Origin of the sequence: Streptomyces sp. (assembly GCF_031181555.1) — a bacterium.
Classification (GTDB): Bacteria; Actinomycetota; Actinomycetes; order Streptomycetales; family Streptomycetaceae; genus Streptomyces; species Streptomyces fimbriatus.
In genome coordinates this window covers 12,309-36,419 of sequence record NZ_JAPSKQ010000040.1, presented here as the reverse complement: position 1 = coordinate 36,419, position 24,111 = coordinate 12,309, and the positions used below count along the sequence as shown (strand labels likewise).

Annotated in this window: 23 protein-coding genes; 6 read left to right on the top strand and 17 right to left on the bottom strand. The window is 74.3% G+C overall.

Going from position 1 to position 24,111, the window contains the following annotated elements; genetic code table 11:
* Window positions 1-45: 45 nt before the first annotated feature.
* From RIM90_RS11595 to RIM90_RS11570, 6 genes are all read right to left on the bottom strand, one after another.
* Window positions 46-1,503, bottom strand: a complete 1,458-nt coding sequence (locus tag RIM90_RS11595) for a penicillin-binding transpeptidase domain-containing protein (RefSeq protein WP_309060554.1) — start codon at window positions 1,501-1,503, stop codon at window positions 46-48.
* 89 nt (window positions 1,504-1,592) lie between these two features.
* Window positions 1,593-2,255, bottom strand: coding sequence for a response regulator transcription factor (locus RIM90_RS11590; protein ID WP_309060553.1), 663 nt, complete (start codon window positions 2,253-2,255; stop codon window positions 1,593-1,595).
* Complete coding sequence (locus RIM90_RS11585) at window positions 2,252-3,532, bottom strand: histidine kinase (protein ID WP_309060552.1); 1,281 nt, start codon at window positions 3,530-3,532, stop codon at window positions 2,252-2,254. Before RIM90_RS11585 ends, RIM90_RS11590 begins: the two co-directional genes overlap by 4 nt.
* The gene (locus RIM90_RS11580) at window positions 3,529-4,542 is read right to left on the bottom strand and encodes a hypothetical protein (protein WP_309060551.1); all 1,014 of its coding nucleotides are present in this window, start codon (window positions 4,540-4,542) and stop codon (window positions 3,529-3,531) included. The genes RIM90_RS11585 and RIM90_RS11580 overlap by 4 nt, the downstream gene beginning before the upstream one ends.
* A 170-nt stretch (window positions 4,543-4,712) precedes the next feature.
* On the bottom strand, window positions 4,713-5,186 hold the full coding sequence (locus RIM90_RS11575; protein WP_309060561.1) for a GNAT family N-acetyltransferase: 474 nt from the start codon (window positions 5,184-5,186) through the stop codon (window positions 4,713-4,715).
* Between the two features lie 30 nt (window positions 5,187-5,216).
* Entirely contained in the window at window positions 5,217-5,990 is a 774-nt protein-coding gene (locus RIM90_RS11570) for an IclR family transcriptional regulator (RefSeq protein WP_309060550.1), read from the bottom strand.
* 142 nt (window positions 5,991-6,132) lie between these two features.
* Here RIM90_RS11570 and RIM90_RS11565 point away from each other — a divergent pair, with 142 nt between their 5' ends.
* From RIM90_RS11565 to RIM90_RS11550, 4 genes are all read left to right on the top strand, one after another.
* Window positions 6,133-7,662 (top strand): aldehyde dehydrogenase (NADP(+)), encoded by a 1,530-nt coding sequence (locus RIM90_RS11565; RefSeq protein ID WP_309060549.1) that lies wholly within the window; start codon window positions 6,133-6,135, stop codon window positions 7,660-7,662.
* Window positions 7,663-7,779: 117 nt separating this feature from the next.
* The gene (locus tag RIM90_RS11560; protein ID WP_309060548.1) at window positions 7,780-8,388 is read left to right on the top strand and encodes a DUF1349 domain-containing protein; all 609 of its coding nucleotides are present in this window, start codon (window positions 7,780-7,782) and stop codon (window positions 8,386-8,388) included.
* 123 nt (window positions 8,389-8,511) lie between these two features.
* A complete protein-coding gene (locus RIM90_RS11555) occupies window positions 8,512-9,249 on the top strand; it encodes a DsbA family oxidoreductase (protein WP_309060547.1) in 738 nt (245 codons plus the stop codon).
* 96 nt (window positions 9,250-9,345) lie between these two features.
* Window positions 9,346-10,398, top strand: coding sequence for an aminotransferase class V-fold PLP-dependent enzyme (locus RIM90_RS11550; protein WP_309060546.1), 1,053 nt, complete (start codon window positions 9,346-9,348; stop codon window positions 10,396-10,398).
* Window positions 10,399-10,503: 105 nt separating this feature from the next.
* Here the strand turns inward: RIM90_RS11550 and thpD are convergent, their stop codons facing one another.
* The 5 genes from thpD to RIM90_RS11525 all read right to left on the bottom strand — a co-directional run bounded on the left by thpD (window position 10,504) and on the right by RIM90_RS11525 (window position 15,370).
* Window positions 10,504-11,415, bottom strand: a complete 912-nt coding sequence (gene thpD / locus RIM90_RS11545; protein WP_309060545.1) for an ectoine hydroxylase — start codon at window positions 11,413-11,415, stop codon at window positions 10,504-10,506.
* 6 nt (window positions 11,416-11,421) lie between these two features.
* Entirely contained in the window at window positions 11,422-11,820 is a 399-nt protein-coding gene (locus tag RIM90_RS11540; protein WP_309060544.1) for an ectoine synthase, read from the bottom strand.
* A gap of 62 nt (window positions 11,821-11,882) precedes the next feature.
* Window positions 11,883-13,154: a diaminobutyrate--2-oxoglutarate transaminase gene (ectB, locus tag RIM90_RS11535; protein WP_309060543.1), complete on the bottom strand. Its 1,272-nt coding sequence runs from the start codon at window positions 13,152-13,154 to the stop codon at window positions 11,883-11,885.
* 67 nt (window positions 13,155-13,221) lie between these two features.
* A complete protein-coding gene (gene ectA / locus RIM90_RS11530; RefSeq protein ID WP_309060542.1) occupies window positions 13,222-13,728 on the bottom strand; it encodes a diaminobutyrate acetyltransferase in 507 nt (168 codons plus the stop codon).
* 541 nt (window positions 13,729-14,269) lie between these two features.
* Window positions 14,270-15,370, bottom strand: coding sequence for an aminotransferase class V-fold PLP-dependent enzyme (locus RIM90_RS11525; protein WP_309060541.1), 1,101 nt, complete (start codon window positions 15,368-15,370; stop codon window positions 14,270-14,272).
* Window positions 15,371-15,504: 134 nt separating this feature from the next.
* On the opposite strand from RIM90_RS11525, the gene RIM90_RS11520 reads away from it, so the two are divergent.
* Both RIM90_RS11520 and RIM90_RS11515 read left to right on the top strand, forming a co-directional pair.
* Window positions 15,505-16,596: an amidohydrolase family protein gene (locus RIM90_RS11520; RefSeq protein WP_309060540.1), complete on the top strand. Its 1,092-nt coding sequence runs from the start codon at window positions 15,505-15,507 to the stop codon at window positions 16,594-16,596.
* A gap of 178 nt (window positions 16,597-16,774) precedes the next feature.
* The gene (locus tag RIM90_RS11515; protein WP_309060539.1) at window positions 16,775-17,698 is read left to right on the top strand and encodes an SCO1860 family LAETG-anchored protein; all 924 of its coding nucleotides are present in this window, start codon (window positions 16,775-16,777) and stop codon (window positions 17,696-17,698) included.
* 37 nt (window positions 17,699-17,735) lie between these two features.
* Here RIM90_RS11515 and cobC read toward each other — a convergent pair whose 3' ends face one another.
* From cobC to cobM, 6 genes are read right to left on the bottom strand one after another with little or no spacing between them, the layout of a single operon-like run.
* A complete protein-coding gene (gene cobC, locus RIM90_RS11510; protein ID WP_309060538.1) occupies window positions 17,736-18,830 on the bottom strand; it encodes an Rv2231c family pyridoxal phosphate-dependent protein CobC in 1,095 nt (364 codons plus the stop codon).
* Window positions 18,820-19,737 (bottom strand): sirohydrochlorin chelatase, encoded by a 918-nt coding sequence (locus RIM90_RS11505; RefSeq protein WP_309060537.1) that lies wholly within the window; start codon window positions 19,735-19,737, stop codon window positions 18,820-18,822. The genes cobC and RIM90_RS11505 overlap by 11 nt, the downstream gene beginning before the upstream one ends.
* Window positions 19,734-20,330 (bottom strand): precorrin-8X methylmutase, encoded by a 597-nt coding sequence (locus tag RIM90_RS11500; protein WP_309060536.1) that lies wholly within the window; start codon window positions 20,328-20,330, stop codon window positions 19,734-19,736. The genes RIM90_RS11505 and RIM90_RS11500 overlap by 4 nt, the downstream gene beginning before the upstream one ends.
* The gene (cobJ, locus tag RIM90_RS11495) at window positions 20,327-22,027 is read right to left on the bottom strand and encodes a precorrin-3B C(17)-methyltransferase (protein WP_309060535.1); all 1,701 of its coding nucleotides are present in this window, start codon (window positions 22,025-22,027) and stop codon (window positions 20,327-20,329) included. The genes RIM90_RS11500 and cobJ overlap by 4 nt, the downstream gene beginning before the upstream one ends.
* Window positions 22,024-23,283, bottom strand: coding sequence for a precorrin-6y C5,15-methyltransferase (decarboxylating) subunit CbiE (gene cbiE, locus RIM90_RS11490; RefSeq protein WP_309060534.1), 1,260 nt, complete (start codon window positions 23,281-23,283; stop codon window positions 22,024-22,026). The genes cobJ and cbiE overlap by 4 nt, the downstream gene beginning before the upstream one ends.
* Complete coding sequence (gene cobM, locus RIM90_RS11485) at window positions 23,280-24,098, bottom strand: precorrin-4 C(11)-methyltransferase (protein WP_309060533.1); 819 nt, start codon at window positions 24,096-24,098, stop codon at window positions 23,280-23,282. The genes cbiE and cobM overlap by 4 nt, the downstream gene beginning before the upstream one ends.
* Window positions 24,099-24,111 lie beyond the last annotated feature (13 nt).

The following is a 24,111-nucleotide window of genomic DNA, read 5'->3' as shown; positions in this document are numbered from 1 at the left end:
GAGGGGGCGGCCCGTTCGTTCGGACGGCCTTCGGGCCGGGGAGGTTCAGTCCGCGAGCGCCGCTTCCATCGCCGCCCTGGCGACCGGCGCCGCCAGGCCGTTGCCGCTGACCTCCGAGCGGGCCGCGTCGGACTGCTCCACCACGACCGCCACGGCGACCTCCTCGCCGGAGGAGCCGGACTTCCCGTACGAGGTGAACCATGCGTACGGGGTCTTGCTGTTGTTCTCGCCGTGCTGGGCGGTGCCCGTCTTGCCGCCCACGGTCGCGCCGGAGACCTGCGCGTTCGTGCCGGTCCCCTCCTCGACGACCGTTCGCATCGCCGACTGCAGCTGCTCGGCGGTCGAGGAGCTGACGATCCGCGTCGTGTCCGTCGCGTCGTCGTAGTCCCTCAGCACGTCGCCGCCGCTGTCGGTGATCTGCGCGACCATGTGCGGCGACACCAGCTCGCCGCCGTTGGCGATCGCCGCCGACACCATCGCCATCTGCAGCGGCGTCGCCGTGACGTCGAACTGGCCGATACCGGTCAGCGCGGTCTCGGACGGCACCATGTCCGAGGGGTACACGCTGCTGTAGGCGCGCACCGGCACGTCCTGCGTCTCGTCGTTGAAGCCGAACTTCTCCGCCATCGCCCTCACCTTGTCCTGGCCCAGGTCGACGGCCATCTTCGCGAAGACGTTGTTGCAGGAGTACTGGAGGCCCACCCGGATCGAGGCGTTCTCACAGGGCGCGTTCGGGTTCTCGTTGGTCAGGTCCGTGACGGTGCCCGGCAGCCGGTACGGGTCGGGGCTGTCGGTCCGCTCGTCCACCGACGCGTACAGCCCGTCCTCCAGCGCCGCCGCCGCGACCACCAGCTTGAACGTCGACCCCGGCGGCAACGGCTGGCGCAGTGCCCGGTTGGTGAGCGGCTTGTCCGGGTCCCCGGTGAGCTTCTCCCAGGCCTCGCCGGCGGTGTTGGCGTCGGTCAGTGACGTCGGATCGTAGGACGGGGTCGACACGGCCGCGAGGATCCGGCCCGTCCCCGGGTCGATCGCGACCGCCGCGCCCTTCTTGTCGCCGAGCGCCTCGTACGCCGCCTTCTGCACCTTCGGGTCGATGGTCGTCACCACGTTGCCCGGCTCGGCCCGCTGGTTCGTGACGGTGTCCATCACCGTCCTCAGGCGGGGGTCCGTGCCGTTGAGCAGGTCCTCGTAGATGCCCTCCAGCTGCGTCGGCGCGTAGGCCTGCGAGGCGTAGCCCGTCACCGCCGCGTACAGCGGGCCGTTCTCGTACGTGCGCTTGTATGCGAGGTCGCCCCCCTCCGTCCGCGCCGAGCCGGTGATCGACTCACCGGCCACGACGATGTCGCCCAGCGGCTCCGCGTACGTCTCGATCGCGTTGCGCCGGTTGTCCTTGTCGTCCGCGAGCGCCCGGCCCTGGTAGAACTGCACCCAGGTCGCCCTGACCAGCAGGGCGAACACCAGGAGCAGCGTGAAGACCGAGGCGCGCCTGATCGTCTTGTTCATGGCGTTCGGACAGACGAGCGAGACCGGCCGAATCGTTCCCGTCCGCCCGGTTTCTCATCGGGTGTTCATGAAACCGGCCGGGCGGCCGCTCACCGGTCGCGCAGGAAGCCCGCCTCGTAGGCCGCGATGACGGCCTGGGTGCGGTCCCGGGCGCCGGTCTTCGCCAGCACCGACGCCACGTGCGTCTTCACCGTGGCGGGGCCGACCTCCATCCGCCGCGCGATCTCCGCGTTGGTCAGCCCGGCCGCCATGTGCCGCAGCACCTCGCTCTCCCGCCCGGTGAGCCGCGCCACCCACTCCGGCGGCGCGGGGCACGCGCGCGCGTGCTCGGTGGCGAGGGCGCGGACCGCCGCGGGGAACAGCAGGGTGTCGCTGCGCGCCACCAGCCGCACCGCCCCCACGAGCACGTCGGCGTCCGCCCGCTTGAGCAGGAACCCGGCGGCTCCGACGCGCAGCGCGTCGTACACGTAGGAGTCGTTCTCGAAGGTGGTGACGACGACGATCCGGGGCGGTTCGCCCGGACCGGCGAGGATCCGCTCGGTGGCACGGATGCCGTCGGTCTCCGGCATCCGGACGTCCATCAGCACGACGTCGGGCCGGCGGTCCCGCACGACGGACACCGCCTCCGCACCGGTGGCCGCCTCGCCGACCACCTCCAGATCCGGCTCGGCGGCCAGGATCGCCCGCAGCGCGGTACGCACCATGCGCTCGTCGTCGGCGAGGACGACACGGATCGGGGAGGGGCCGGTCATGGGGGTCCTTTCGGTCGTGCCGCCGTCCGCATCGGCAGCCGTACGTGCAGCCGCCAGATTCCCTCCGCCGGGCCGGCCCGGGTCGTGCCGCCCAGCAGCCGGGCGCGGTCCTCGACGCCGCGCAGGCCGTGACCGCCGCCGGGGCGGGGCGCGGAGCGGGGGCCGGGGGCGGCGGCCAGGGGATTGGTGAGGGTGATCTCCAGGTGGCCGTCCCGTACCTCGACGCGCAGGGTGACGGTGACCCCCTCGCCGGCGTGCTTGAGGGCGTTGCTCAGCCCTTCCTGCACGATCCGGTAGGCCTCGCGGGACAGCACCGGCGGCAGGGACTCGGGTGCCGTCCCGAGGGTGGCCGACACCTTCAGTCCGCTCGCCCGGGTGCGGCGCAGCAGACCGTCGAGGTCGGCGGCGAGCGTGGGCGCCGGGGCCGTGCCGGGCGCGTCGCCGTCCCGCAGCACACCGAGCACCGCGTCCAGTTCGCCCACCGTGCGCCGGGTGGTCTCCTCGATCGCGGCGAGCGCCTCGCGGACGAATCCCGGATCGCTGTCGAGGACCCGGCGCGCCGCGCTCGCCTGGAGGGTCACCGCGCTCAGCGCGTGCCCGACGGAGTCGTGCAGCTCGCGCGCCAGCCGGTTGCGCACGGCGAGGTCGGCGGCGCGTGCCTCGGCGGCGGCGAGCCGGTCCTCGGGGGTGGGGCCGAGCAGCGCGGGTGCCCGGCGGGCCAGCAGGGCCCCGGCCCCGGCCGCGCAGCCGGCCAGCGCGAGGAGCGACGCCGCGCCCGCGACCGGCGCGAGCGCGAGCGCCCAGGCGTGGTCGAACACCTCCGGCAGCCCGAGCCGGGTGTCCCACAGCCCCGCGGCGAGCGGCAGCACGATCAGCACGGCGGCGAACGGCGGCACCGCCAGCGACATCCCGGCGATGATCCCGCCGAGCCCCAGGTGCAGCGTGAACCAGGCCGCCGTACGGCCCTTCGCGGCCCGGCCCCGGGCGGGCCCGTCGGCGAGCCGGCCGGCGTCCACCCCGCACAGCCAGCGCACGGCGGCGGTCTCCAGCGGCCGGGTCAGCGGGAACAGGGAGGTGAGGGCGGCGAGCGGCAGGCCGACGCCGAACGAGGCGAGCTGGAGGGCGAGCGACGAGAAGACATGGGCGCCGCCGGCCGCCGGCCCGACGACGACCGCGCCGACGAAGACGTACGGCATGGCGAGCGCGCCGCCCAGGATCAGATGGATCCAGCGCAGCCGGGCCCGCCGGCCGAACAGCGGCCGCGCGAACGCCCTCACGTCACCGGACGCTTCACTGCCCTCGCGGCCCGCGCCGCGAGGAAACGGGCGCCGACGGTGGCGACGAGGAGGCCGACGGTCATCTGGCCAGCGTAGGTCAGGAGCATCAGCTCCGTCGGGCGGTCGGCGGGATCTCCCGAGGACAGCAGCGCGGCCGCCGCCATCCAGCCGCCCCAGCAGGCCACGGCACCGGAGCCGACCCCGGCGAGGACGAGCGGCACCCGCACCGGCAGCGCCGGAGCGCGCCGGAAGGCCAGCAGGACGCCACCGGTGACCGCGGCCAGGAGGTAGACGACGTACAGGGACTCCAGGACGTGGAAGTCGCTGCCCCGGTCCGCGACGACGCCCGCGCTCAGACCGGTCGTGCCACCGCGGGCCCAGACGATCCGGAGCGCCAGCGGGAACAGGGCGAGCACGGCCGCCGCCACCGCGGTGGCCCGCTGCGCCCTCCCCGCCGGCCCGGCGGGCAGGTCCCACATCCGGCCGCGCCACAGGTGGCCCCAGCGGTCCCGGGCGTACAGCGCGAACAACGCGCCCAGCGCGAGGCCCTGCACGATGAACCCGGTGTAGACGACGGCGAACACCCACTCGTGCAGGAAGGGTTCGCCCCCGCCGCCGGACGTGCCCGCGGCGCTCCCGCCGAGCGCCCGCACCAGCAGCTGGAGCGGATAGCCGGCCATGATCGGCGCCAGCAGCCCGGTCGCGACCCACATCGGCGCCGCGAGCAGCCACGCGGGCACGCGCAGGCCCCACGGCCGGGTCAGCAGCAGCGCGAGCACGATCACGGCGCAGTCCATCAGGACCGTGAGGACGTTCGCGACGACCGTCTCGGTGCCGTGGTCCAGCAGCGGGCTGCCCGCCGGGATGCCGGCGTGGCTGCCGGCCACCCAGGCGGTCTTGAGGGTGAGGTACGGCAGGCAGGCCACGACGGCGACGGCGCGCAGCAGCCTGCGGGAGCGGGGGAGCACGGTGCCGTCGGCGGCGACGGCGGGGGCGAGTGTCTGCGGCATGCGCCCACGTTCCCGCGCGGCCGCCCGCGGGCACCTCCTGCGCGGCGACGATCCGCCTCCGCCGCGCGGGGGAGGGGCACCGGCGCGAGGTCGCACCTCGCGCCCGCCGCCGCGGGCCGTGCCCGCCCGGACGGGAACCGAAGCCCGCCCCCGCGACGCATGACGCGCGGTCAGCCGCCCAGCGTCAGCACCAGTTCGTCGATCTCCGCACCCCGCGCGGGCGCGTACGCCGTGGCCCGCGCGGAGACCTCGAAACCGCACCGCTCCAGCACGCGCAGCGACCCCGCGTTGTCCGCGGCCACGCGCGCGTACAGCGGACGCCCGGTCACCTCGGCCAGCAGCGCGCGCAGCGCGGTCGTGGCGATGCCCCGGCCCCAGTACGCCCGGTCGACCCAGTACGTCACCTCGCGTTCGCCCGGCTCCCCGTACACCGCCGCGTGGCCGACCACGTCACCGTCGCCCAGCACCGTGCGCACGACGATGGCCGGTGAGCTGCGGATGTGGGCCCAGTGGGCGTCGAAGGCGTCCCGGTCGGCCGGGTCCGCGGGGGTGAAGGCCGCCATGCGCAGGGCGTCCGGGTCGTTCAACTGCCGGTAGAAGACGGGCAGGTCGCTGTCGTGCACCGCGCGCAGGGCGATGTCCATCGCGTTCGTGGCGTTCGTCGGGTGCATCGCTCAGAGCCTCCGGGTCGCCAGGGTCAGCCGGTCACGCGCGTCGAACAGGGCGTCCTTGACCGTCTGCTCGTGCGCGGGCGTGAGCCGGGCCACCGGCACCGAGCAGCTGATCGCGTCCCGCGCGGGAGTGCGGTAGGGGATCGCCACGCCGAAGCAGCGCAGCCCGAGCGTGTTCTCCTCGCGGTCCACGGCGAAGCCCTGCTCCCGCACCTGGTGCAGCTCCTCGATGAGCTTCTCCCGGTCGGTGATGGTGTTCTCGGTCAGGGCGGGCAGCGTCTCGGGGAGCATCTTGCGCACCTGCTCGTCCGAGTACGTGCTCAGCAGCGCCTTGCCCAGCGAGGTCGAGTGGGCGGGCAGCCGGCGGCCGACCCGGGTGAAGGGACGCAGGTAGTGCTGCGACTGGCGGGTGGCCAGGTAGACGACGTTGGTGCCGTCGAGCCGGGCGAGGTGGATGGTCTCCGTCGTGTCGTCCGAGAGCCGGTCCAGGGTCGGGCGGGCCGCCGCGACCACCTCGTCGCCGTCGATGTAGGAGGTGCCGACCAGCAGCGCCCGCACGCCGATGCCGTACCGCGTGCCCGTCGCGTCCGTCTCCACCCAGCCGAGGTCCACCAGGGTGCGCAGCAGCATGTAGAGGCTGGACTTGGGGTAGCCGACGGCCTCCTGGACGGCCGCGAGGGAATGCATGCCGGGGCGTCCGGCGAAGTACTCGAGGAGTTCAACGGTCCGCACCGCGGACTTGACCTGCGCCCCGCCGCCCGTCTCGCCAGCCGACATCGCCCTTGACCCCCTCGTTCGCCGGGAAATAGTCTCCGCAGCATATTCACCATCAGAGACGGTGTTCAGTATATCGAACGCTCCTGGTGGATGACGTACATCCTGCGGCATTGCATGCGGCAATCAAGTGGAGGGACCCGCGGTGGCAGCAGCACCAGTCTGGAGTGTCGACCCCCGAACCGGGAAGCAGCGTGAACAGGTTGCGGTGGAGGCCACGGCCCAGGAGGTGGACGCCGCCGTCCGGGCCGCGCACGACGCGCGGGAGGCGCTGGCCGACCGCACCGTCCGCGCCGCCTTCCTGCGCACGGCCGCCGAGGAGCTGGAGGCGGCCAAGGACGCGCTCGTCGAGACCGCCGACGCCGAGACCGCGCTCGGTCCGGTCCGGCTGACCGGCGAACTCGCCCGCACCTGCTACCAGCTGCGGGCCTTCGCCGGGATCGTCGACGAGGGCGCCTTCCTCGACGTCGTCATCGACCACCCCGACGACACCGCCACCCCGCCCGTCCCGGACCTGCGCCGCTACAAGGTCCCGCTGGGCGTCGTCGCCGTCTACTCGGCCTCCAACTTCCCCTTCGCCTTCTCCGTCCCCGGCGGCGACACCGCGAGCGCGCTCGCGGCCGGCTGCCCGGTCGTCGTCAAGGCCCACCCCGACCACCCGGGCCTGTCCGAGCTGGTCGCCAAGGTGCTGCGCCGGGCCGCCGCCCGGCACGGCCTCCCCGAGGGCGTGCTCGGCCTGGTGCACGGCTTCGAGGCCGGCGTCGAGCTCGTCAAGCACCCGCTGGTCTCGGCGGCCGGCTTCACCGGTTCGGTCCGCGGCGGCCGCGCCCTGTTCGACGCGGCCGCCGCCCGCCCGGTCCCGATCCCGTTCCACGGCGAGCTGGGCTCCCTGAACCCGGTCCTCGTCACCGAGGCCGCGGCGGCCGAGCGCGCCGAGGCGATCGGCGCGGGCCTGGCGGGCTCGATGACGCTGGGCGTCGGCCAGTTCTGCGTGAAGCCGGGCCTGGTCCTGGCCCCGGCCGGCGCGGCCGGTGACCGGCTGGTGAAGTCGCTGACGGACGCCGTCAGCGACACCGACGCGGGCGTCCTGCTCGACCACCGCATGCGCGACAACTTCGTCGCCGGCGTCGCCGAGCGCGCCCAGCTGCCCGACGTGGAGTCCCCGGTGACACCGGGCTCGGGCGGCGAGCACACGGTCAGCGCGGGCTTCCTCACCGTCCCGGCGGGCCGGCTGGCTCAGGAAGGCGAACACGACCTGCTCCTCGAGGAGTGCTTCGGCCCGGTCACCGTGGTGGCCCGCTACGAGGACGAGGCCGAGGCGCGGGCCGTGCTGTCGCGGCTGCCGGGCAACCTCACCGCGACCGTCCAGCTGTCCGCGGAAGAGGCGGAGGGCGAGGGACGCGGCGCGGAACTCGTGCGGGAGCTGACCCCCCTGGCCGGCCGCGTGCTCGTGAACGGCTGGCCGACGGGCGTCGCCGTGGCCCCCGCGCAGCACCACGGCGGGCCCTACCCGGCGACGACCTCCACGTCCACGTCCGTGGGCGGCACGGCCATCGAGCGGTGGCTGCGGCCCGTCGTGTACCAGAACACGCCTCAGGCGCTGCTGCCGGCCGAGCTGCGGGACGACAACCCGCTCGGACTGCCGCGCCGTTTCAACGGCCGCCTGGAGCGTTGAGCGGGGGAGCGCCGTCGGGGGCGCGGTGGAATCGCCGGCCGCGGGTCGTGTGCGGCTGATCGCGCGGTTCCCCGCGCCCCTTCGGGGGAGCCGCGGCGGGCCTGGGAGAATCACCGGATGGACATGAAACTTCCCGAACTCCCCTTCACCCTGCGCGCGTACGGTCCCGACGGCCACTGGTCGTACGAGGGCGGCGTGCTGACCGGCCGGGCGGGCGCCCGCCAGGACCGCTTCGTGCCGCCCACCGGCGAGGCGCTGGAGCCCGCCGCCGACGCGCCCCGCCTGCTGGGCGCGCCCGAGGGCGACTTCCGGCTGATCGCCCGCGTCACGGTCGGCTTCGCCGCCGCCTTCGACGCCGGGGTGCTCTACGTCCACGTCGGCGAACGGGCCTGGGCCAAGCTCTGCCTGGAGTACTCCCCGGACGTGCCCACCGTCTGCACGGTGGTCACCCGGGGCCACTCCGACGACGCCAACTCCTTCACCGTCGAGGGCGGTTCCGTCTGGCTCCGGGTGAGCCGCACCGGCCGCGCCTTCGCCTTCCACGCCTCCCGCGACGGTGAGCGCTGGACCTTCGTCCGCCTCTTCACCCTCGGCGACGAGGAGGAGTCGGCAGCCGCGCTGGTCGGCTTCATGACCCAGTCGCCGACGGGCGAGGGCTGCGTGGTGACGTACGACCACATCGAGTTCCGGCCGGGCGGGCCGCGCGACCTCAGGGACGGAAGCTGAGCGGGCGGCCACCGCCTCCGCCCGCGGTGCGCCGTGCCCGGGGAATGGAAGAGACCGCTTGAACGTTCACGCAGTCGGCGGAGGGAGCCTCCGTACCCGTACCCCCTGGAGAGTGCCGACACGATGCGCGTCGAGATCTGGTCCGATATCGCCTGCCCCTGGTGCTATGTCGGAAAGGCCCGCTTCGAGAAGGCGCTGGCCGCCTTCCCGCACCGCGACGAGGTCGAGGTGGTGCACCGCTCCTTCGAGCTGGACCCGGGCCGCGCCAAGGACGACGTCCAGCCCGTGATCACGATGCTCACCGGGAAGTACGGCATGAGCGAGGCGCAGGCCGAGGCCGGTGAGGACAACCTGGGCGCCCAGGCCGCCGCCGAGGGCCTGCCCTACCGCACCCGGGGCCGGGACCACGGCAGCACCTTCGACATGCACCGCCTGCTGCACCTCGCCCGCGAGCAGGGCCGCCAGACGGAGCTGCTCGACCTGCTGTACCGGGCCAACTTCGCCGAGGAGCGCTCCGTCTACAACGACGACGAACGGCTCGTCGAGCTGGCCGGCGCCGCCGGTCTGGACGCGGACGCCGCCCGTCGGGTCCTCGCCGACCCGGAGGCGTACGCCGACGGGGTCCGCGCCGACGAGCGCGAGGCCGCCGAGCTCGGCGCGACCGGGGTGCCGTTCTTCGTGCTGGACCGCACGTACGGCGTCTCCGGCGCCCAGCCCGCCGAGGTCTTCGCCCGGGCGCTGAGCCAGGCCTGGGCCGAGCGCCCGACGCCGAAGCCGGTCGGCGGCGGCTCCGGGGCGGCCGACGGCCAGGACGGCGGGGAGGCCTGCGGCCCGGACGGGTGCGCGGTGCCGCGGCGCTGAAACGCCCGGGTCGGGCCGCACTCATAAGCGTTCCTTGGCCACATCGCGCAGAATTAAGCAATGGACGGGGAGATCCCGGGGCCGCAGAGTGGTTCCATGGAGACCTTCGAGAACCTCGTCCGTGCCGAGTTCGCCCCGAAGAACACCTACCTGAACACCGCGAGCAGCGCCCTCCTGCCGGCCCGCGCCGTGTCCGCGCTCCAGGACGCCGTGCGGCTCCGCGCGGAGGGCCGTTCGCTGGATCCGCTGTTCGCCGACGTCGAGGCCTGTCGTGCCGCCTACGCCCGGCTGGCCGGCGTCCCCGTCGAGCGGGTCGCGGCCGGGGCCACGGTCGCCCTGCACACCGCGCTGGTCGCGGCATCGCTGCCGCCGGGTGCCGAAGTCCTCACCGCGGAGGACGACTTCGCCTCCGTCCTCAACCCGTTCCACACCCGCGGCGACCTCAAGGTGCGGGCCGTGCCGCTGGAGCGGCTCGCCGACTCCGTCCGGCCGGGCACCGCGCTGGTCGCGGTCAGCGCCGCGCAGTCCGCCGACGGCCGGATCGCCGACCTGCCCGCGCTGCGCGAGGCGGCCCGGACGCACGGGGCGCGCACCTACGTCGACTTCTCCCAGGCGGTCGGCTGGCTGCCGGTGGAGGCCGGCGCGTTCGACTACTCCGTCTCCATCACCTACAAGTGGCTGCTCGGCCCGCACGGGGCGGCCTTCCTCGTCGTGCCCGAGGACTTCGGCGATCTGACGCCGGTGCAGGCGAGCTGGGTCGCGGGGGAGAGGCCCTGGGACAGCTGCTACGGCCCCGTCGCCGAACTCGCCCGCTCCGCCCGCCGGTTCGACTCCAGCCCCGCCCTGTTCACCTACGCGGGACTGCGCGCCTCCCTCGAACTCGTCGAGGAGATCGGCGTGGACGCGATCCGCGCCCACGACCTGGCCCTCGCCGACCGCTTCCGCGCGGGGCTCGCCGCGCTGGGCCACGAGCCGGTGCCCTCGCCCGGCTCGGCGATCGTCTCCGTGCCCGGCCTCGGCCGTCTCCAGCCGGAGCTGGCCGAGGCCGGGATCGCGGTGTCCGACCGGGCGGGCAACCTGCGGGCGTCGTTCCACCTGTACAACACGGCCGCCGACGTGGACCGGCTGCTGGACGCGCTGTCCCGCTGAGCGCCGCGGCCGGGGCCGGGCGCACGGCAGCGGGCCGGTGCCTCCTCGTCCCGCACGAGGAGGCACCGGCCCGCGGTACAGGTCACGCGCTGTGACGTGACGCGCTCACTTCACCGGCGTGAAGTCCCGCGCCCCGATGAACTCCGGTCGCCGCACCGGTGCCGCGAACGGCTCGACCGCCGCGTTCTCGACGCTGTTGAACACGATGAACACGTTGCTGCGCGGGAACGGCGTGATGTTGTCGCCGGAGCCGTGCATGCAGTTGCAGTCGAACCAGGTCGCCGAGCCGGCCTTGCCGGTGAACAGCTTGATGCCGTGCTCGGACGCCAGCGCGGTCAGCGCCTCGTCGGACGGCGTGCCCGCGTCCTGCATCTGCAGCGACTTCTTGTAGTTGTCCTTCGGCGTGGCCCCCGCACAGCCGAGGAACGTCTTGTGCGACCCCGGCATGATCATGAGCCCGCCGTTGGTGTCGAAGTTCTCGGTCAGCGCGATCGACACGGACACCGTCCGCATCCGCGGCAGACCGTCCTCGGCGTGCCAGGTCTCGAAGTCCGAGTGCCAGTAGAAGCCACTGGCCCCGAAGCCCGGCTTGACGTTGATCCGCGACTGGTGGACGTAGACGTCCGAGCCGAGGATCTGCCGGGCGCGGCCGACGACGCGCTCGTCGCGCACCAGGCGCGCGAACACCTCGCTGATCCTGTGCACCTCGAAGACCGAGCGGATCTCCTTGGACTTCGGCTCGACGATCGACCGCTCGTCGGCCCGGATCTCCGGGTCGGTGACCAGGCGGTTCAGCTCGTCCCGGTAGACGGCGACCTCGTCCTCGCCGATCAGCTGGTCGATGGCGAGGAAGCCGTCACGCTCGAACGACCCGAGGTCGGCCGGCGTGATCGGGCCGGCCGCGTCGGGGGCGCCCCAGACGACCGGGTCCTGGCGCGGGGTGAGCACCTCGGCGGTGCCCCGCGTCGGGTAGAGGTCGGGGACCTGGGTGCCGGTGGTGGTGGTCGCGGTGGTCATGGATCCTCACACCTCCTCGGTGAGCAGCGGGTAGACGCCGTTCTCGTCGTGGTCCTCCCGTCCGGTGACGGGCGGATTGAAGACGCAGATGCAGCGGAAGTCCTCCTTGACGCGCAGCGTGTGCCGCTCGTGACCGTCCAGGAGGTACATGGTCCCGGGCGTGATCGTGTGGGTCCGCCCGGTCTCGTGGTCGGTGAGCTCGGCCTCGCCCTCGACGCAGACGACGGCCTCGATGTGGTTCGCGTACCACATCGACGTCTCCGTACCCGCGTACAGGATCGTCTCGTGCAGGGAGAAGCCGACCTTCTCCCTGGCGAGGACGATGCGCTTGCTCTCCCAGGTGCCGGACGCGGACCTCACGTGCCGGTCGGTGCCTTCGATCTCCTTGAAGGAACGGACAATCACGGTGCTGCGATGCCTCCTAGATGGTGGTGTCTGCCGGGTTCCCGGGCCGTCGGCCCGGTGGGTCAGGCGGTCTCGCGGACGGCGCGGGCGAGCGTGGTCAGCCCCTCGTCCAGCTCGTCCGGGGTGATGGTCAGGGCCGGGAGCAACTTGACGACCTCGCTCTCGGGGCCGGACGTCTCGACCAGCAGCCCGAGCTCGAAGGCGCGCCGGGCGATCCGCTCCGCACGCTGCTTGTCGTGGAACTCCATGCCCCACACCAGCCCGCGGCCCCGGTACTCCTTCACATCGGCGGGGTTCTCCTCGGCGATGGCGACCAGCGCCCGCTCGACCTGCTCGCCGCGCGAGCGGGTCTGCTTCTCCATCGCGGAGCCGTCGGCCCAGTACGCCTCCAGGGCCGCGGTGGCCGTGACGAAGGCGGGGTTGTTGCCGCGGAAGGTGCCGTTGTGCTCGCCCGGCTCCCAGACGTCCAGCTCGGGCTTGAACAGGCACAGGGACATGGGCAGTCCGTAGCCGCTGATCGATTTGGACACGGTGACGATGTCGGGCGTGATGCCGGCCTCCTCGAAGGAGAAGAAGGCGCCGGTGCGGCCGCAGCCCATCTGGATGTCGTCGACGATCAGCAGCATGTCCTGGCGTTCGCACAGCTCGGCCAGGGCCCGCAGCCACTCGGGCCGGGCGACGTTGATGCCGCCCTCGCCCTGCACGGTCTCGACGATCACGGCGGCGGGCTTGTTGAGGCCGGAGCCCTGGTCCTCCAGGAGCCGCTCGAACCACAGGAAGTCCGGGACCGTGCCGTCGAAGTAGTTGTCGAACGGCATCGGCGTGCCGTGCACCAGCGGGACGCCCGCCCCGGCCCGCTTGAAGGCGTTGCCGGTCACGGCGAGCGAGCCCAGCGACATGCCGTGGAAGGCGTTGGTGAACGACACGATCGCCTCGCGCCCCTTCACCTTCCGCGCCAGCTTCAGCGCGGACTCCACGGCGTTGGTGCCCGTCGGCCCCGGGAACATCACCTTGTACGGCAGGTCCCGCGGGCGCAGGATCCAGTTCTGGAAGGTCTCCAGGAACGCGCGCTTGGCCGTCGTCGACATGTCGAGCCCGTGCGTGACACCGTCCCGCTCCAGGTAGTCGATCAACGCCCGTTTCAGGACGGGGTTGTTGTGCCCGTAGTTGAGTGAACCGGCTCCGGCGAAGAAGTCGAGGTACTCGTGGCCGTCCTCGTCGTACATGCGGCTGCCGTGCGCACGGTCGAAGACGGTGGGCCAGCCGCGGCAGTAGCTGCGCACCTCGGACTCGAGGGTCTCGAAGACGCTCAGGTCGGGCTGGGTGATGGTCACGACGAATCGCTCCTCGGTGGCGTGGGATGTCGGAAGGAGTCGGAAGATCAGGACAGGAGCCGCGCGGTCAGTGCGCGAGGGGGCCGATGCGGTACAGGACCTCGGGGTCGTGCGGTCCGTCGGGGAACTGGCCGGCCTCGAACAGCACCTCGCGCTCCAGCAGGGCGCCGTGGCGCTCCGCGAACGCGGTGAACAGGCGCTCGGACGCGGTGTTGCCCGGCGTGATGGTGGTCTCCACGGTGTCCACGCCGTGCTCCTCGGCGGTCCGGGCGGCCAGGCCGTCGAGCAGGGCGGCGGCGAGGCCGCGCCCGCGGTGCGTCTCGTCCACCGCGACCTGCCAGACGAGCAGGGTGCGCGGGCTGTCCGGCCGCAGGTATCCGGTGACGAAGCCGATCGGCTCCCCGCGCTCGTCGCGGGCGACGGCCGAGGTGGCGGCGAAGTCCCGGCACCACAGCAGATAGCTGTACGACGAGTTCAGGTCGAGGACCTTCGAGTCCCTGGCTATCCGCCACAGCACGGCTCCGTCCGCCACGGTGGGGCGGTCGATTTGCAGGTCTGCTTGTGCGGCAGTCATGCGAATTGAACTTACCCAGGTAAATTCAAAATTGCATCGCCTGTCGGGGTTACGTGCGGGCTTGATCTGTGTTATCGCGCGGGCGTACGGGTCCGCGCGAGGGTTCGGTGAAATGCCCTGTTTTGAGGGGGATGTACATCGCAAAACGGGCGCGATGTGGGACCGGTCACAACTGCGTAACTCCCGTGACCGGCGCTTGGAACGCACTGGTTCCGGGCCTTGGAATCAGTGCGTTTAGGACCGGGAGGAGCGGGCAGGAGAAGAGGGGAAACTGCTTTGGAATAGAAGTGCCGAATAAGCGAAAGAATGTCGCGGGAAGATGTGTGCGAGGGATTCCTGGAATCGTGCGGAATTCATGTCCCGGTCACCCCGTCGATACGTTCGCCCAGCAGATCGTCGCGGCCGTCGCGCGGCGTGTGCTCCTCGATCGGGTGGACGAGCACCCGGCGCCGGGCCCCGGGCGCCCCGTCGACCCCCGCACACGTCGGCGCCGACCGGGAACCCCCGGCCGGCGCCGACGTGTGCGGGTGCGCCCGCCCGGCTACCGCCAGGCCTTCCCGGCCGCGCTCAGGGCCGCCTCCACGTCCACCGTCAGGCCTTCTTCCGCCAGCGCGGTGCCCAGGGCCGTCAGGGCCGCCCGCACCGCGCCCGGCGTGGCGTCGGGGCCGTAGTGGTTGACGCGGATCATCTCCTTGGCGAGGGCGCCCCCGCCCGCGGCCAGGGGAAGCGCCGGGTCGGCGGCCAGGGCGCGGGCCACCAGGTCCGCGGCCACCGTGCCCGACGGGGCCCGCAGGGTCGTGGCCACCGGGGCGGCGTCCGCCGCCTCGCGCACGTACGGCTCCAGACCGCCGCCCAGCGCGAGCGCGCCCGCCCGCGTGGCCGCCGCGGCCGACGCGTGCCGGGCCATGACCGCCTCCAGGCCCACCGCCTCGATGCGCTCCACGCACGCCTCGAGCGCCAGCATCTCCAGCTGCGCCGGCGCGTGCAGCAGCGCCGTGCGGCCGCCGTCGATCCAGCGCTCCTTCCAGTCCAGCAGGGACAGGTAGGAGCGGCGCGGCGCCCGCGGGTTGGCGGCCATCCGCGCCCACGCCCGCTCGCTCACCGACACCGCCGACACCCCGGCCGGACCGCCCATCGCCTTCTGCGCGCCGATCACGCACAGGTCCACGCCCCACGCGTCCGGCAGCACCGGTTCCGCGCCGATCGACGCCACCGCGTCCAGGTAGAACAGCGCCCCGTGCGCCCGCACCACCTCGCCGATCTCCGCGACCGGGTTGGTGTTCCCGGTGGCCGCCTCCGCGTGCACCAGGGACACGAAGTCGATCTCCGGGTGCTCGGCGAAGGCGCCGCGGACCTGCTCGGCCGTCACCGCCGTGTGGAAGGGCACCGCCAGATCGATCACCGTGGCACCGCAGTCCCGCAGCCAGTCGCCGAAGGTCTGACCGTAGGGGCCGGTGATGACGTTCAGGGCGGTCGTGCCGGGGCCCGCCGTCGCGCGGATCGCGCCCTCCAGCGGCAGCAGCGCCTCGCCCTGCGTGATGACGACGTCCTGCTCGGTGCGGAGCAGGCGCGCCACGCGGTCCTCGATCGAGGCGAAGTGCGCGGCGCTCAGCGGGGCCAGGTCGAGGAGGGGGTGGGTCACGGCGGTGCTCTCTTCACTTCGCGGCTTCGCGGTTCGACGCAGTCGAGCGTAACCGGCCCCGGGAACCCCGCCCGACCGCAGGGGTCCCGGACCGGGTGGACGGGCCCGGGCCACGCCTCATTAGGGTGCCGGGTATGAGCGAACGCGCGGTGCTGCACGTGAAGGGGCGGGTGCTCGTCGGACCGGAGGAGGTCCGCGACGAACTGTGGGTGGTCGGCGGCCGTATCTCCTACGACCGTCCCACCGGCGCCCGTGACGTCCGGACCGTCGAGGGCTGGGTGCTGCCCGGCCTGGTCGACGCCCACTGCCACGTGGGCCTCGACCGGCACGGCGCGGTCCCCGAGGCGGTCGCCGAGAAGCAGGCGCTCACCGACCGCGACGCCGGCGCCCTGCTGCTGCGGGACGCGGGCTCGCCCTCCGACACCCGCTGGATCGACGACCGCGACGACCTCCCGAAGATCGTCCGGGCCGGCCGGCACATCGCCCGCACCCGCCGCTACATCCGGGGCTACGCCTGGGAGGTCGAGCCCGAGGACCTCGTCGCGTACGTCGCCCAGGAGGCCCGGCGCGGCGACGGCTGGGTGAAGCTGGTCGGCGACTGGATCGACCGCGACCTGGGCGACCTGTCGGCCTGCTGGCCGCGCGGCGCCGTCGAGGCGGCGATCGCCGAGGCGCACCGGCTGGGCGCCCGCGTCACCGCGCACTGCTTCGCCGAGGACTCCCTGCGGGACCTCGTCGAGGCCGGCATCGACTGCGTCGAGCACGCGACGGGCCTGACCGACGAGACCATCCCGCTGTTCGCCGAACGCGGCGTCGCGATCGTCCCCACCCTCGTCAACATCGCCACCTTCCCCGAGCTCGCCGACGGCGGCGAGGCCAAGTTCCCGCGCTGGTCGGCCCATATGCGCCGGCTCCACGAACGCCGCTACGACACCGTGCGCTCCGCCCACGACGCCGGCATCCCCGTCTTCGTCGGCACGGACGCCGGCGGCACCCTTCCGCACGGACTGGCGGCGGACGAGGTCGCCGAACTGGTCAAGGCCGGCATCCCGCCCGTCGAGGCCCTCGCGGCCGGCACCTGGGCGGCCCGGAAGTGGCTGGGACGCCCCGGACTGGAGGAAGGCGCCCCGGCGGACCTGGTGGTCTACGCGTCCGACCCGCGCGCGGACGTACGGGTGCTGACGGATCCGCGCCGGGTGGTGCTGAACGGGCGCGTGGTCGGGTAGGACCGTCCGCCCGGTGGGGCGCCCGAGGGTGACGCCGGGGAACGGACGTGCCCCGGAATTCGAAAGCATCCGCCAACTCGCCACGATGGAGTGAAGAGTCGCCGGATCGCTGACGACCCGCTTCCCGCGCGGACATCCTTTCCGGGTCCCGCACATGTCTCATGGGGGTCCCACCACCTTGAACAGCGCCACCTTCCGCATGCCCGCACGCCGCCTGGCCGCCGTCGCCGCGGCCACCGTCCTCGCCGCCGGTCCCGCCGCGCTGGCCGGCGCGGGCCCCGCGCACGCCACCGGGGAGCACGGCGCCGCCGGCGCCGCCGTGCTGCGCACCGGGCTCGACGTGTCCCTGCTCGACAAGACCGTGAACGTGCCGCTCACCGCCTCCCTCAACGAGGTCCGGGCGCCGCGGAGCGCGCGGAGGACCGCGCTGACCGTCCGGTTGGACGGTGTGGACGGCGGCCGGCCGTTCACCGTGCTGCGCGCGGAGGTCGCCGACGCCAGGGCGACGGTGGAGGGGAACAGGGCCGAGGCCTCCACCACCCTCGCCGGGGCCCGGGTCCACGTGCCCGGACTGCCGCTGCTCGGGCTCGTCGAGCTCGAGCAGGTCAGGTCCGAGGCGGTCTGCGAGACCGGGAGGACCCCGTTCGCCTCGGTGACCCTGCCCGGCGCGGTGACGGTGCTCGGCAAACGCGTCACGCCGGCCTCCGCCGGTCCGACCGAGGTGAAGGTGCCGGGCGTCGGCGAGGTGCGGATGGACCTGTCGAGGACGCGGACCACGTCCCGCACGGCCGCCGCGACCGCGCTGCACCTGAGGATCGCCGTCGACCCGCTGAAGCTGAACGTCGCCGAGGTCAGCGGCACCCTCACCCTGGCCGAGGCCACGTGCGAAACCCCCGGCGACCGGCCGGCCGCCCCGGACACCTCCCCGGCCGCCGACGTCCGGCCGCAGGGAGCACGGGCGGAGCGGGCCGCCCCCGCCGGGGCGGGCCTGGCGGAGACGGGCGGCGACTCGACGACCCCGTACATCGCGGGCGGCGCGATCGCCCTCCTCGCGGCGGGCGGCGGAGCGGTGGCGCTGTCCCGCCGCCGGCGGCGGAACTGACGCCCCCCGGGCGGGAACAGCGGTCCCCGCCCCGTGCTCAGCCGGTCTCCAGCGCCCGTCCCAGCGCGCCCAGGAAACCGTCCACCGTCTCCCGGTCCCGTACCGCCAGCCGCAGCCACTCCTCGCCCAGTCCCGGGAACGTGTCCCCGCGGCGCACCGCGTAGCCCAGGTCGCGCAGCCGGTCGCGCACGGCCGCCGCGCGGGGCAGCCGGACCAGGACGAACGGGCCCTCGGCGGGTTCCACGACCCGCAGACCGTGCGCGGCGAACCCCCGCAGTCCCGCGATCAGGTGCGCCCGGTCGGCCGCGACGCGGTGCGCGGCCCGCGCCGCCTCGGCCAGGGCCCCGGCTCCCACGCACGCCCGGGCCGCCGCCAGCGCCGGCGTGGACACCGGCCACAGCGGCTGGGCGCGCTCCAGCTCCGCGACGGTCTCCGGCGCCGCCAGCACGTAACCGATCCGCAGCCCGGCCAGCCCCCACGTCTTGGTGAGGCTGCGCAGCACCACCAGCCCCGGCACGTCCGTCCGCCCGGCCAGCGCCTCCCGCTCGCCCGGCACCGCGTCCATGAACGCCTCGTCCACCACCAGCGTCCGCCCGGGACGGGCGAGCCGGGCGACGGCCGCGGCCGGGTGCAGCACCGACGTCGGGTTCGTCGGGTTGCCGATCACCACCAGGTCCGCGTCCTCGGGCACCGCCGCGGGATCCAGCCGGAAACCGTCCGCCTCCCGCAGCAGCACCCGGCCGACCGTGTGCCCCGCGTCCCGCAGCGCCGCCTCCGGCTCCGTGAACTGCGGATGCACCACCACCGGCCGGCACACCTTCAGCGCCCGCGCCAGCAGCACGAACGCCTCCGCCGCCCCCGCCGTCAGCAGCACCCGCTCCACCGGCAGCCCGTGCCGCGCCGCCACCGCCGCCCGCGCGGCCCGCCCATCCGGGTAGGCGGCCAGCCCGGACAGCGACGCGGCGATGTGCTCGCGCAGCCACACCGGCGGCGTGTCCGCGCGGACGTTCACGGCGAGGTCGACCAGCGCCGAGCCGTCGTCACGGACCTCGGCGTCCCCGTGGTGCCGCAGGTCGTGCGGGCACGCGGCGTCCTCGGGCGCGGTGCGCACGCCCTCGGACTCAGTGCGCATGGGAGTGCGCGTGCCCGTGCCCGTGGGAGTGCCCGTGGTGGTGGTGACCGTCGTCGTCGGGGTGGAAGTGCGGCTGCTGCGGCAGTCCCACCTTGTCCTCGAAGCCCGGCAGCGCGATCCGGTACACGCACGAGTCGCAGTTCATCCTGAGGTCGCCCTTCACGGCCTCCTCGTACCGCTCCCACACCAGGTCCAGCAGCTCCGGCTCGGGACCGATGACGTCCGCCGACCGCACCTCGGTCTCCGGGTGCGCGGCCGCCCACTCCTGCGTCTGCTGCCGCACCCGGTCCGGCAGGATGCCGGTGAACAGGAAGTACGGCAGGACGACGACCCTGCGCGCCCCCAGCCGTGCGCAGCGGTCCAGCCCGCTCGGCACGTCCGGCGCCGCCAGCGACACGAACGCCGTCTCCACGCCCGCGTAACCGCGCCCCTCCCACAGCAGCCGCGCCGCCTTGAAGACCTCGGCGTTGGCGTCCGGGTCCGTCGATCCGCGCCCCACCAGCAGCACGGTCACCTCGGAGCGGTCCCAGGAGGGGTCCACCGCCTCGTCCAGCCGCCGCTGAAGCACGCTCAGCAGGGCGGGGTGCGGGCCCAGCGGACGGCCGTAGGTGTACGAGATCCCCGGGTGGCGTTCCTTCTCCCGGGCCAGCGCCGCCGGGATGTCGCCCTTGGCGTGCCCGGCGGACACCAGCATCAGCGGCACGGCCGCGAACCGGCGGACACCACGCTCCACCAGCTCGGCGACGGCCTCGCCCAGCGGCGGCGGGGACAGCTCGATGAAACCGCCGGCGACGGGCAGCTCGGGGTGGCGGCGCCCCAGCTCCCGCACGAAGTCGCGGAACGCCTCCGCTCCGGCGTCGTCCCGGGTGCCGTGGCCGGCGATGAGCAGGGCGGGCGGGGTGGTCACAGGTTCTCCTCGGACGAATCGGGCGAAGGGACGTGGTACAGCAGGGCGTTGAGCGCGGCGGCGGCGACCGCCGAACCGCCCTTCTCGGACACGTTGCTCACGGCGGGCAGCCCGCTCGCGCGCAACGCGGCCTTGGACTCGGCCGCCCCGACGAACCCGACGGGCAGACCGATGACGAGCGCCGGACCGGCGTCCAGCGTGAGCAGTTCCTCCAGGGCGGTCGGCGCACAGCCGATCACCCACAGCGCGCCCGGCCCGACCTGCTCGTACGCCAGCCGCACGGCGTGCGCGGAGCGGGTCAGCCCGGGGCCGGCCTGGGCGTCCTTCAGCCGGCAGACGGTCTCCCGGCGGGTGATCCCGGCGGCGACCATCTCGACGTCCACGACGACGGGCGCCCCGGCGTGCAGCGCGGCGTACGCCCGCTCCAGCGCGGCCTCGTCCATGACGAGGTCGTCGGCGTAGTCGAGGTCGGCGGCGGAGTGGACGACCCGCTCCACCACGGCCCGGGTCAGCGGCGGGAAGTGCGAGGTGTCCAGGCGGGCGCGCAGCCGCCGGAAGGACTCCTGCTCGATCGGATGGACCACACGGTTCACTGGGCGCCCTCCTGCGGTGCCTGCCAGCGGTAGCCGCGCGGTGTCACCATGCGGCCCGCGATCTCCCGGGTCGCGGTGTTGCCCACCGTCACGACCGTCATCATGTCGACCGTCGCCGGGTCGAGTGCGCCGAGCGTGGTGAGCCGGCTGGACTCGTCCGCCCGCGACGCGTTGCGCACGACACCGACCGGCGTCGTCGGCTCCCGGTGCCCGGCGAGGATCGCGAGCGCCTTCGGCAGCTGCCAGTCACGGCCCCGGCTGCGCGGGTTGTAGAACGTCACGACGAGGTCCGCCTCGGCCGCCGCCCGCACCCGCCGTTCGATGACCTCCCACGGCGTGTGCAGGTCGGAGAGGCTGATCGACACGTGGTCGTGCCCCAGCGGCGCGCCCAGGATCGCCCCGGCCGCCAGCGCCGCCGTCACGCCCGGCACGCCGACCACGTCGATGTCGTCGGACGCCTCGGCGAGCGCCGGGGAGGCCATGGCGTACACGCCCGCGTCCCCGCTGCCGATCAGCGCGACCGCCCGCCCCTCGCGGGCCTCGGCGACGGCCGTGCGCGCCCGCTCCTCCTCCGCACCGAGCCCGGACTGAAGGATCCGGGTGCCGGGCCGCAGCAGATCCCGGATCTGGTCGACGTACTGGTCGAGCCCGACCAGCACGGAGGCGCGCCGCAGCTCCGCCTTGGCCCGCGGGGTGAGCAGGTCCCGGGCGCCCGGCCCGAGCCCGACCACCGCGAGCCGCCCGCGTCCGGGCCGCCGTACGACGGCACAGGTCGCCATCGCTGGCCGGCCGTCCGCGCGCTCCGACTTCCGCTTGGGCACGAGGAGTTCGCCCCCGCGGACGAGTGCGGCGGCCTCCGCGACCGACGGGGTGCCGACGGCGGCGAGCGGCGCGTCGGAGGGGTGGGGCACGTCGACCCGCGCCAACTCCTGTGCCGCGTACGTCACCAGGGGCACGCCCAGTCGCCGGGCCGCCTCCACGATGCCGGGCTCTTCGGCCTTGGCGTCCACGGTGGCGAGCTCGGCGAGCGACGCGGCCGACAGCCCTGCCTCCCGCAGGGCGCCCTCGACCAGGGCGAGCACCTCCTCGACGGGGGCACCCTTCGAGGCGCCCACCCCGACGACGAGGGTCGGCGGCCGCAGGACCACCTCCCGCCCGGCCCGCTCGACCAGCCGGTCCGTGAGGCGGATCGTGTACGCCCCCTCGTCGGCCACCGGCAGCGGCGGCAGCGGCCAGGCCACCTCGGCGCGCAGCGCCACCGCCTCGCCGTCCAGCAGGGCCCGCGAGACGGCGGCGACGTCGCCCTCCACGGGCAGCCCCAGGGTGTCCAGACCGGCCAGCCCCACGGCGTCCGTCGCCGTCGTCACCACCGGCTCGGCGCCCAGCACGTCGGCGACCTCGCGGGCGAGGTCGTTCGCCCCGCCGTCGTGCCCGCCCACCAGCGACACCGCGAACCGTCCGCCCTCGTCGACGCAGACCACGCCCGGGTCGGCCGCCTTGTCGTCCAGCAGCGGTGCCACCAGCCGCACCACGGCCCCCGTGGCGAGGAAGCACACGAGCTGCTCGCACTGCGCGAACGCGGCCCGTACGGCGTCCGCGACGGGACCCTCGTACACGCGCGTGCGGTCCGGCCACGCGGCGGCCAGCCGGTCCCGCGCAGCCGCTCCCGCCGCGGTGGCGGAGATGAGGCCGATCACTGGGTGACTCCTTCGGTACGGCCGCGGGACCGGACGCCCCACAGCAGGAAAACGGGATTGGCCGCCGCCAGCCGGGTCACGTCCCCGGGCAGCGGCGCGAGCCGCGACGACTGCAACAGCACCCCGTCGCAGGTGAACCCGGCCCCGGTCAGCGCCTCGCGCGCGGCCGGTACCCGGTCCAGCGCGGCCACCGCGACGACCACGGTCCGCCGGGCACGCCGCGCGCACGCGGTGACGACGGCGGGCAGCTCCCGCCCGCCCCCGCCGACGAACACGGCATCGGGATCGTCGAGACCGCCGGGACCGGCGAGATCGGACAGCACGGCCGGCGCCACCCCGTGCACCACCCGCACGTCGACACCGTGCGCGGCGGCGTTGGCACGGATCCGCTCCACCCCGTCCGGCGTCTTCTCGACGGCGGTGACGGCGGCCCCCAGCCGCGCGCACTCCACGGCCACGGACCCGGAGCCCGCGCCGATGTCCCACACCAGCTCACCGGGGCGCGGCCCGAGCCGGGCCAGGGCCAGGGCCCGCACCTCGAACTTGGTGATCATGGAGTCCCGGTGGGCGAACCCGGCCTCCTCCAGGGCCCACCCGGCCGGGCCTCCGGCCCCGCCCGCGACGGTCCGCACGGGACCGAGGGCCCGTGACTCGTCCAGGCACAGCACGACGCTCACCGCCGGCCCCCAGTCCCGCGCCGCGGCCTCGGCGGGCGTGACCCGCTCGATCCGCTCGCGCTCCGGGTCGCCCAGCGCGGAGGCGACGACCAGGAGACGGCCGGGACAGTGACGGGCCAGCGCGGCCCCCAGCTCGGCCGGCCCGGCACCCGGCCCGGTCAGCACGGCGACCTTCGGACGGGCCCGGCACAGGTTCACGGCCGTACGCGGATCCCGCCCGTGCGCGCTGACCACCACGGCGTCGTCCCACGGCAGCCCCACCCGCGCGAACGCGGCGGCCACGGAGGAGACACCGGGCCGCACGTCCAGCCGCTCGGCCCCGAACCGCTCGGCCAGCGCCCGCACGATCCCGAAGAACCCGGGATCCCCGGAGGCCAGCACCACGACCGGCCGCCCCTCGGCGACGTACGTCCCCACGGTGTCCAGCGCGGGCGCCAGCGGTCCGAGGACGACCCGCTCGGCCCCCTCCGGCAGCCGCACGGCGTCCAGGTGCCGCCGCCCGCCGACGACCAGCTCCGCCCCGGCGAGGACGCCCGCGTCCACCGGCACCCCGGTCCCCGTGCCCACGACGGTGATCATGTGCTCGCACCCCGCGAACGCAGCGCCCTGCGGGCCTGGGGGTCGGCCTTGCGGTAGCCGTGGAAGTGGCCCGGGTGGTACAGGTGCGAGCGGGTGCCGTGCGCGTCGAGGGCCGGGCCGACCAGGAACAGGGTGTGCTTCCAGAGCTTGTGCTCCTTGACCGTCTCCTCCAGCGTGCCGACCGTGCACCTCACGACCAGCTCCTCCGGCCAGGTCGCCTGGTACGCGACGACGACCGGCGTGGTCGTCGGATAGCCGCCCTCCAGCAGCTCCCGCACCAGCTGCCCGCTGCGGGCGGCCGACAGGAAGATCGCCATGGTGGTGCCGTGCCGCGCGAACTCGCGGACCTCCTCACCGGGCGGCATCGGCGTCTTGCCGCCGCCGAGCCGGGTCAGGACGACGGACTGCGCCACCTCGGGAATGGTCAGCTCCCGCTGTGCCAGCGCCGCGACGGCGGAGAACGACGACACCCCGGGCACGATCTCCGTCCCGATGCCGAGCTCCGCGCACCGGTCGAGCTGCTCCTGCGTGCCGCCCCACAGCGCCGGATCACCGGAGTGGATCCTCGCGACCCTCAGCCCCTGCGCGCGGGCCCGCTCGTAGACGGCCACGACGTCCTCCAGGGACATCGTCGCCGAGTCGAGGATCTCCGCGTCCTCACGCGCGTGCTCGAGGACCTCCGCCTGCACCAGGCTGGCGGCCCAGATCACGACGTCGGCCTCGGCGATGGCGCGCGCGGCGCGGAACGTCAGCAGATCGGCGGCGCCGGGGCCGGCACCGACGAAGGTCACCTTGCCGGTGGGGGCATCGGCCATGGGAATCGGTCCT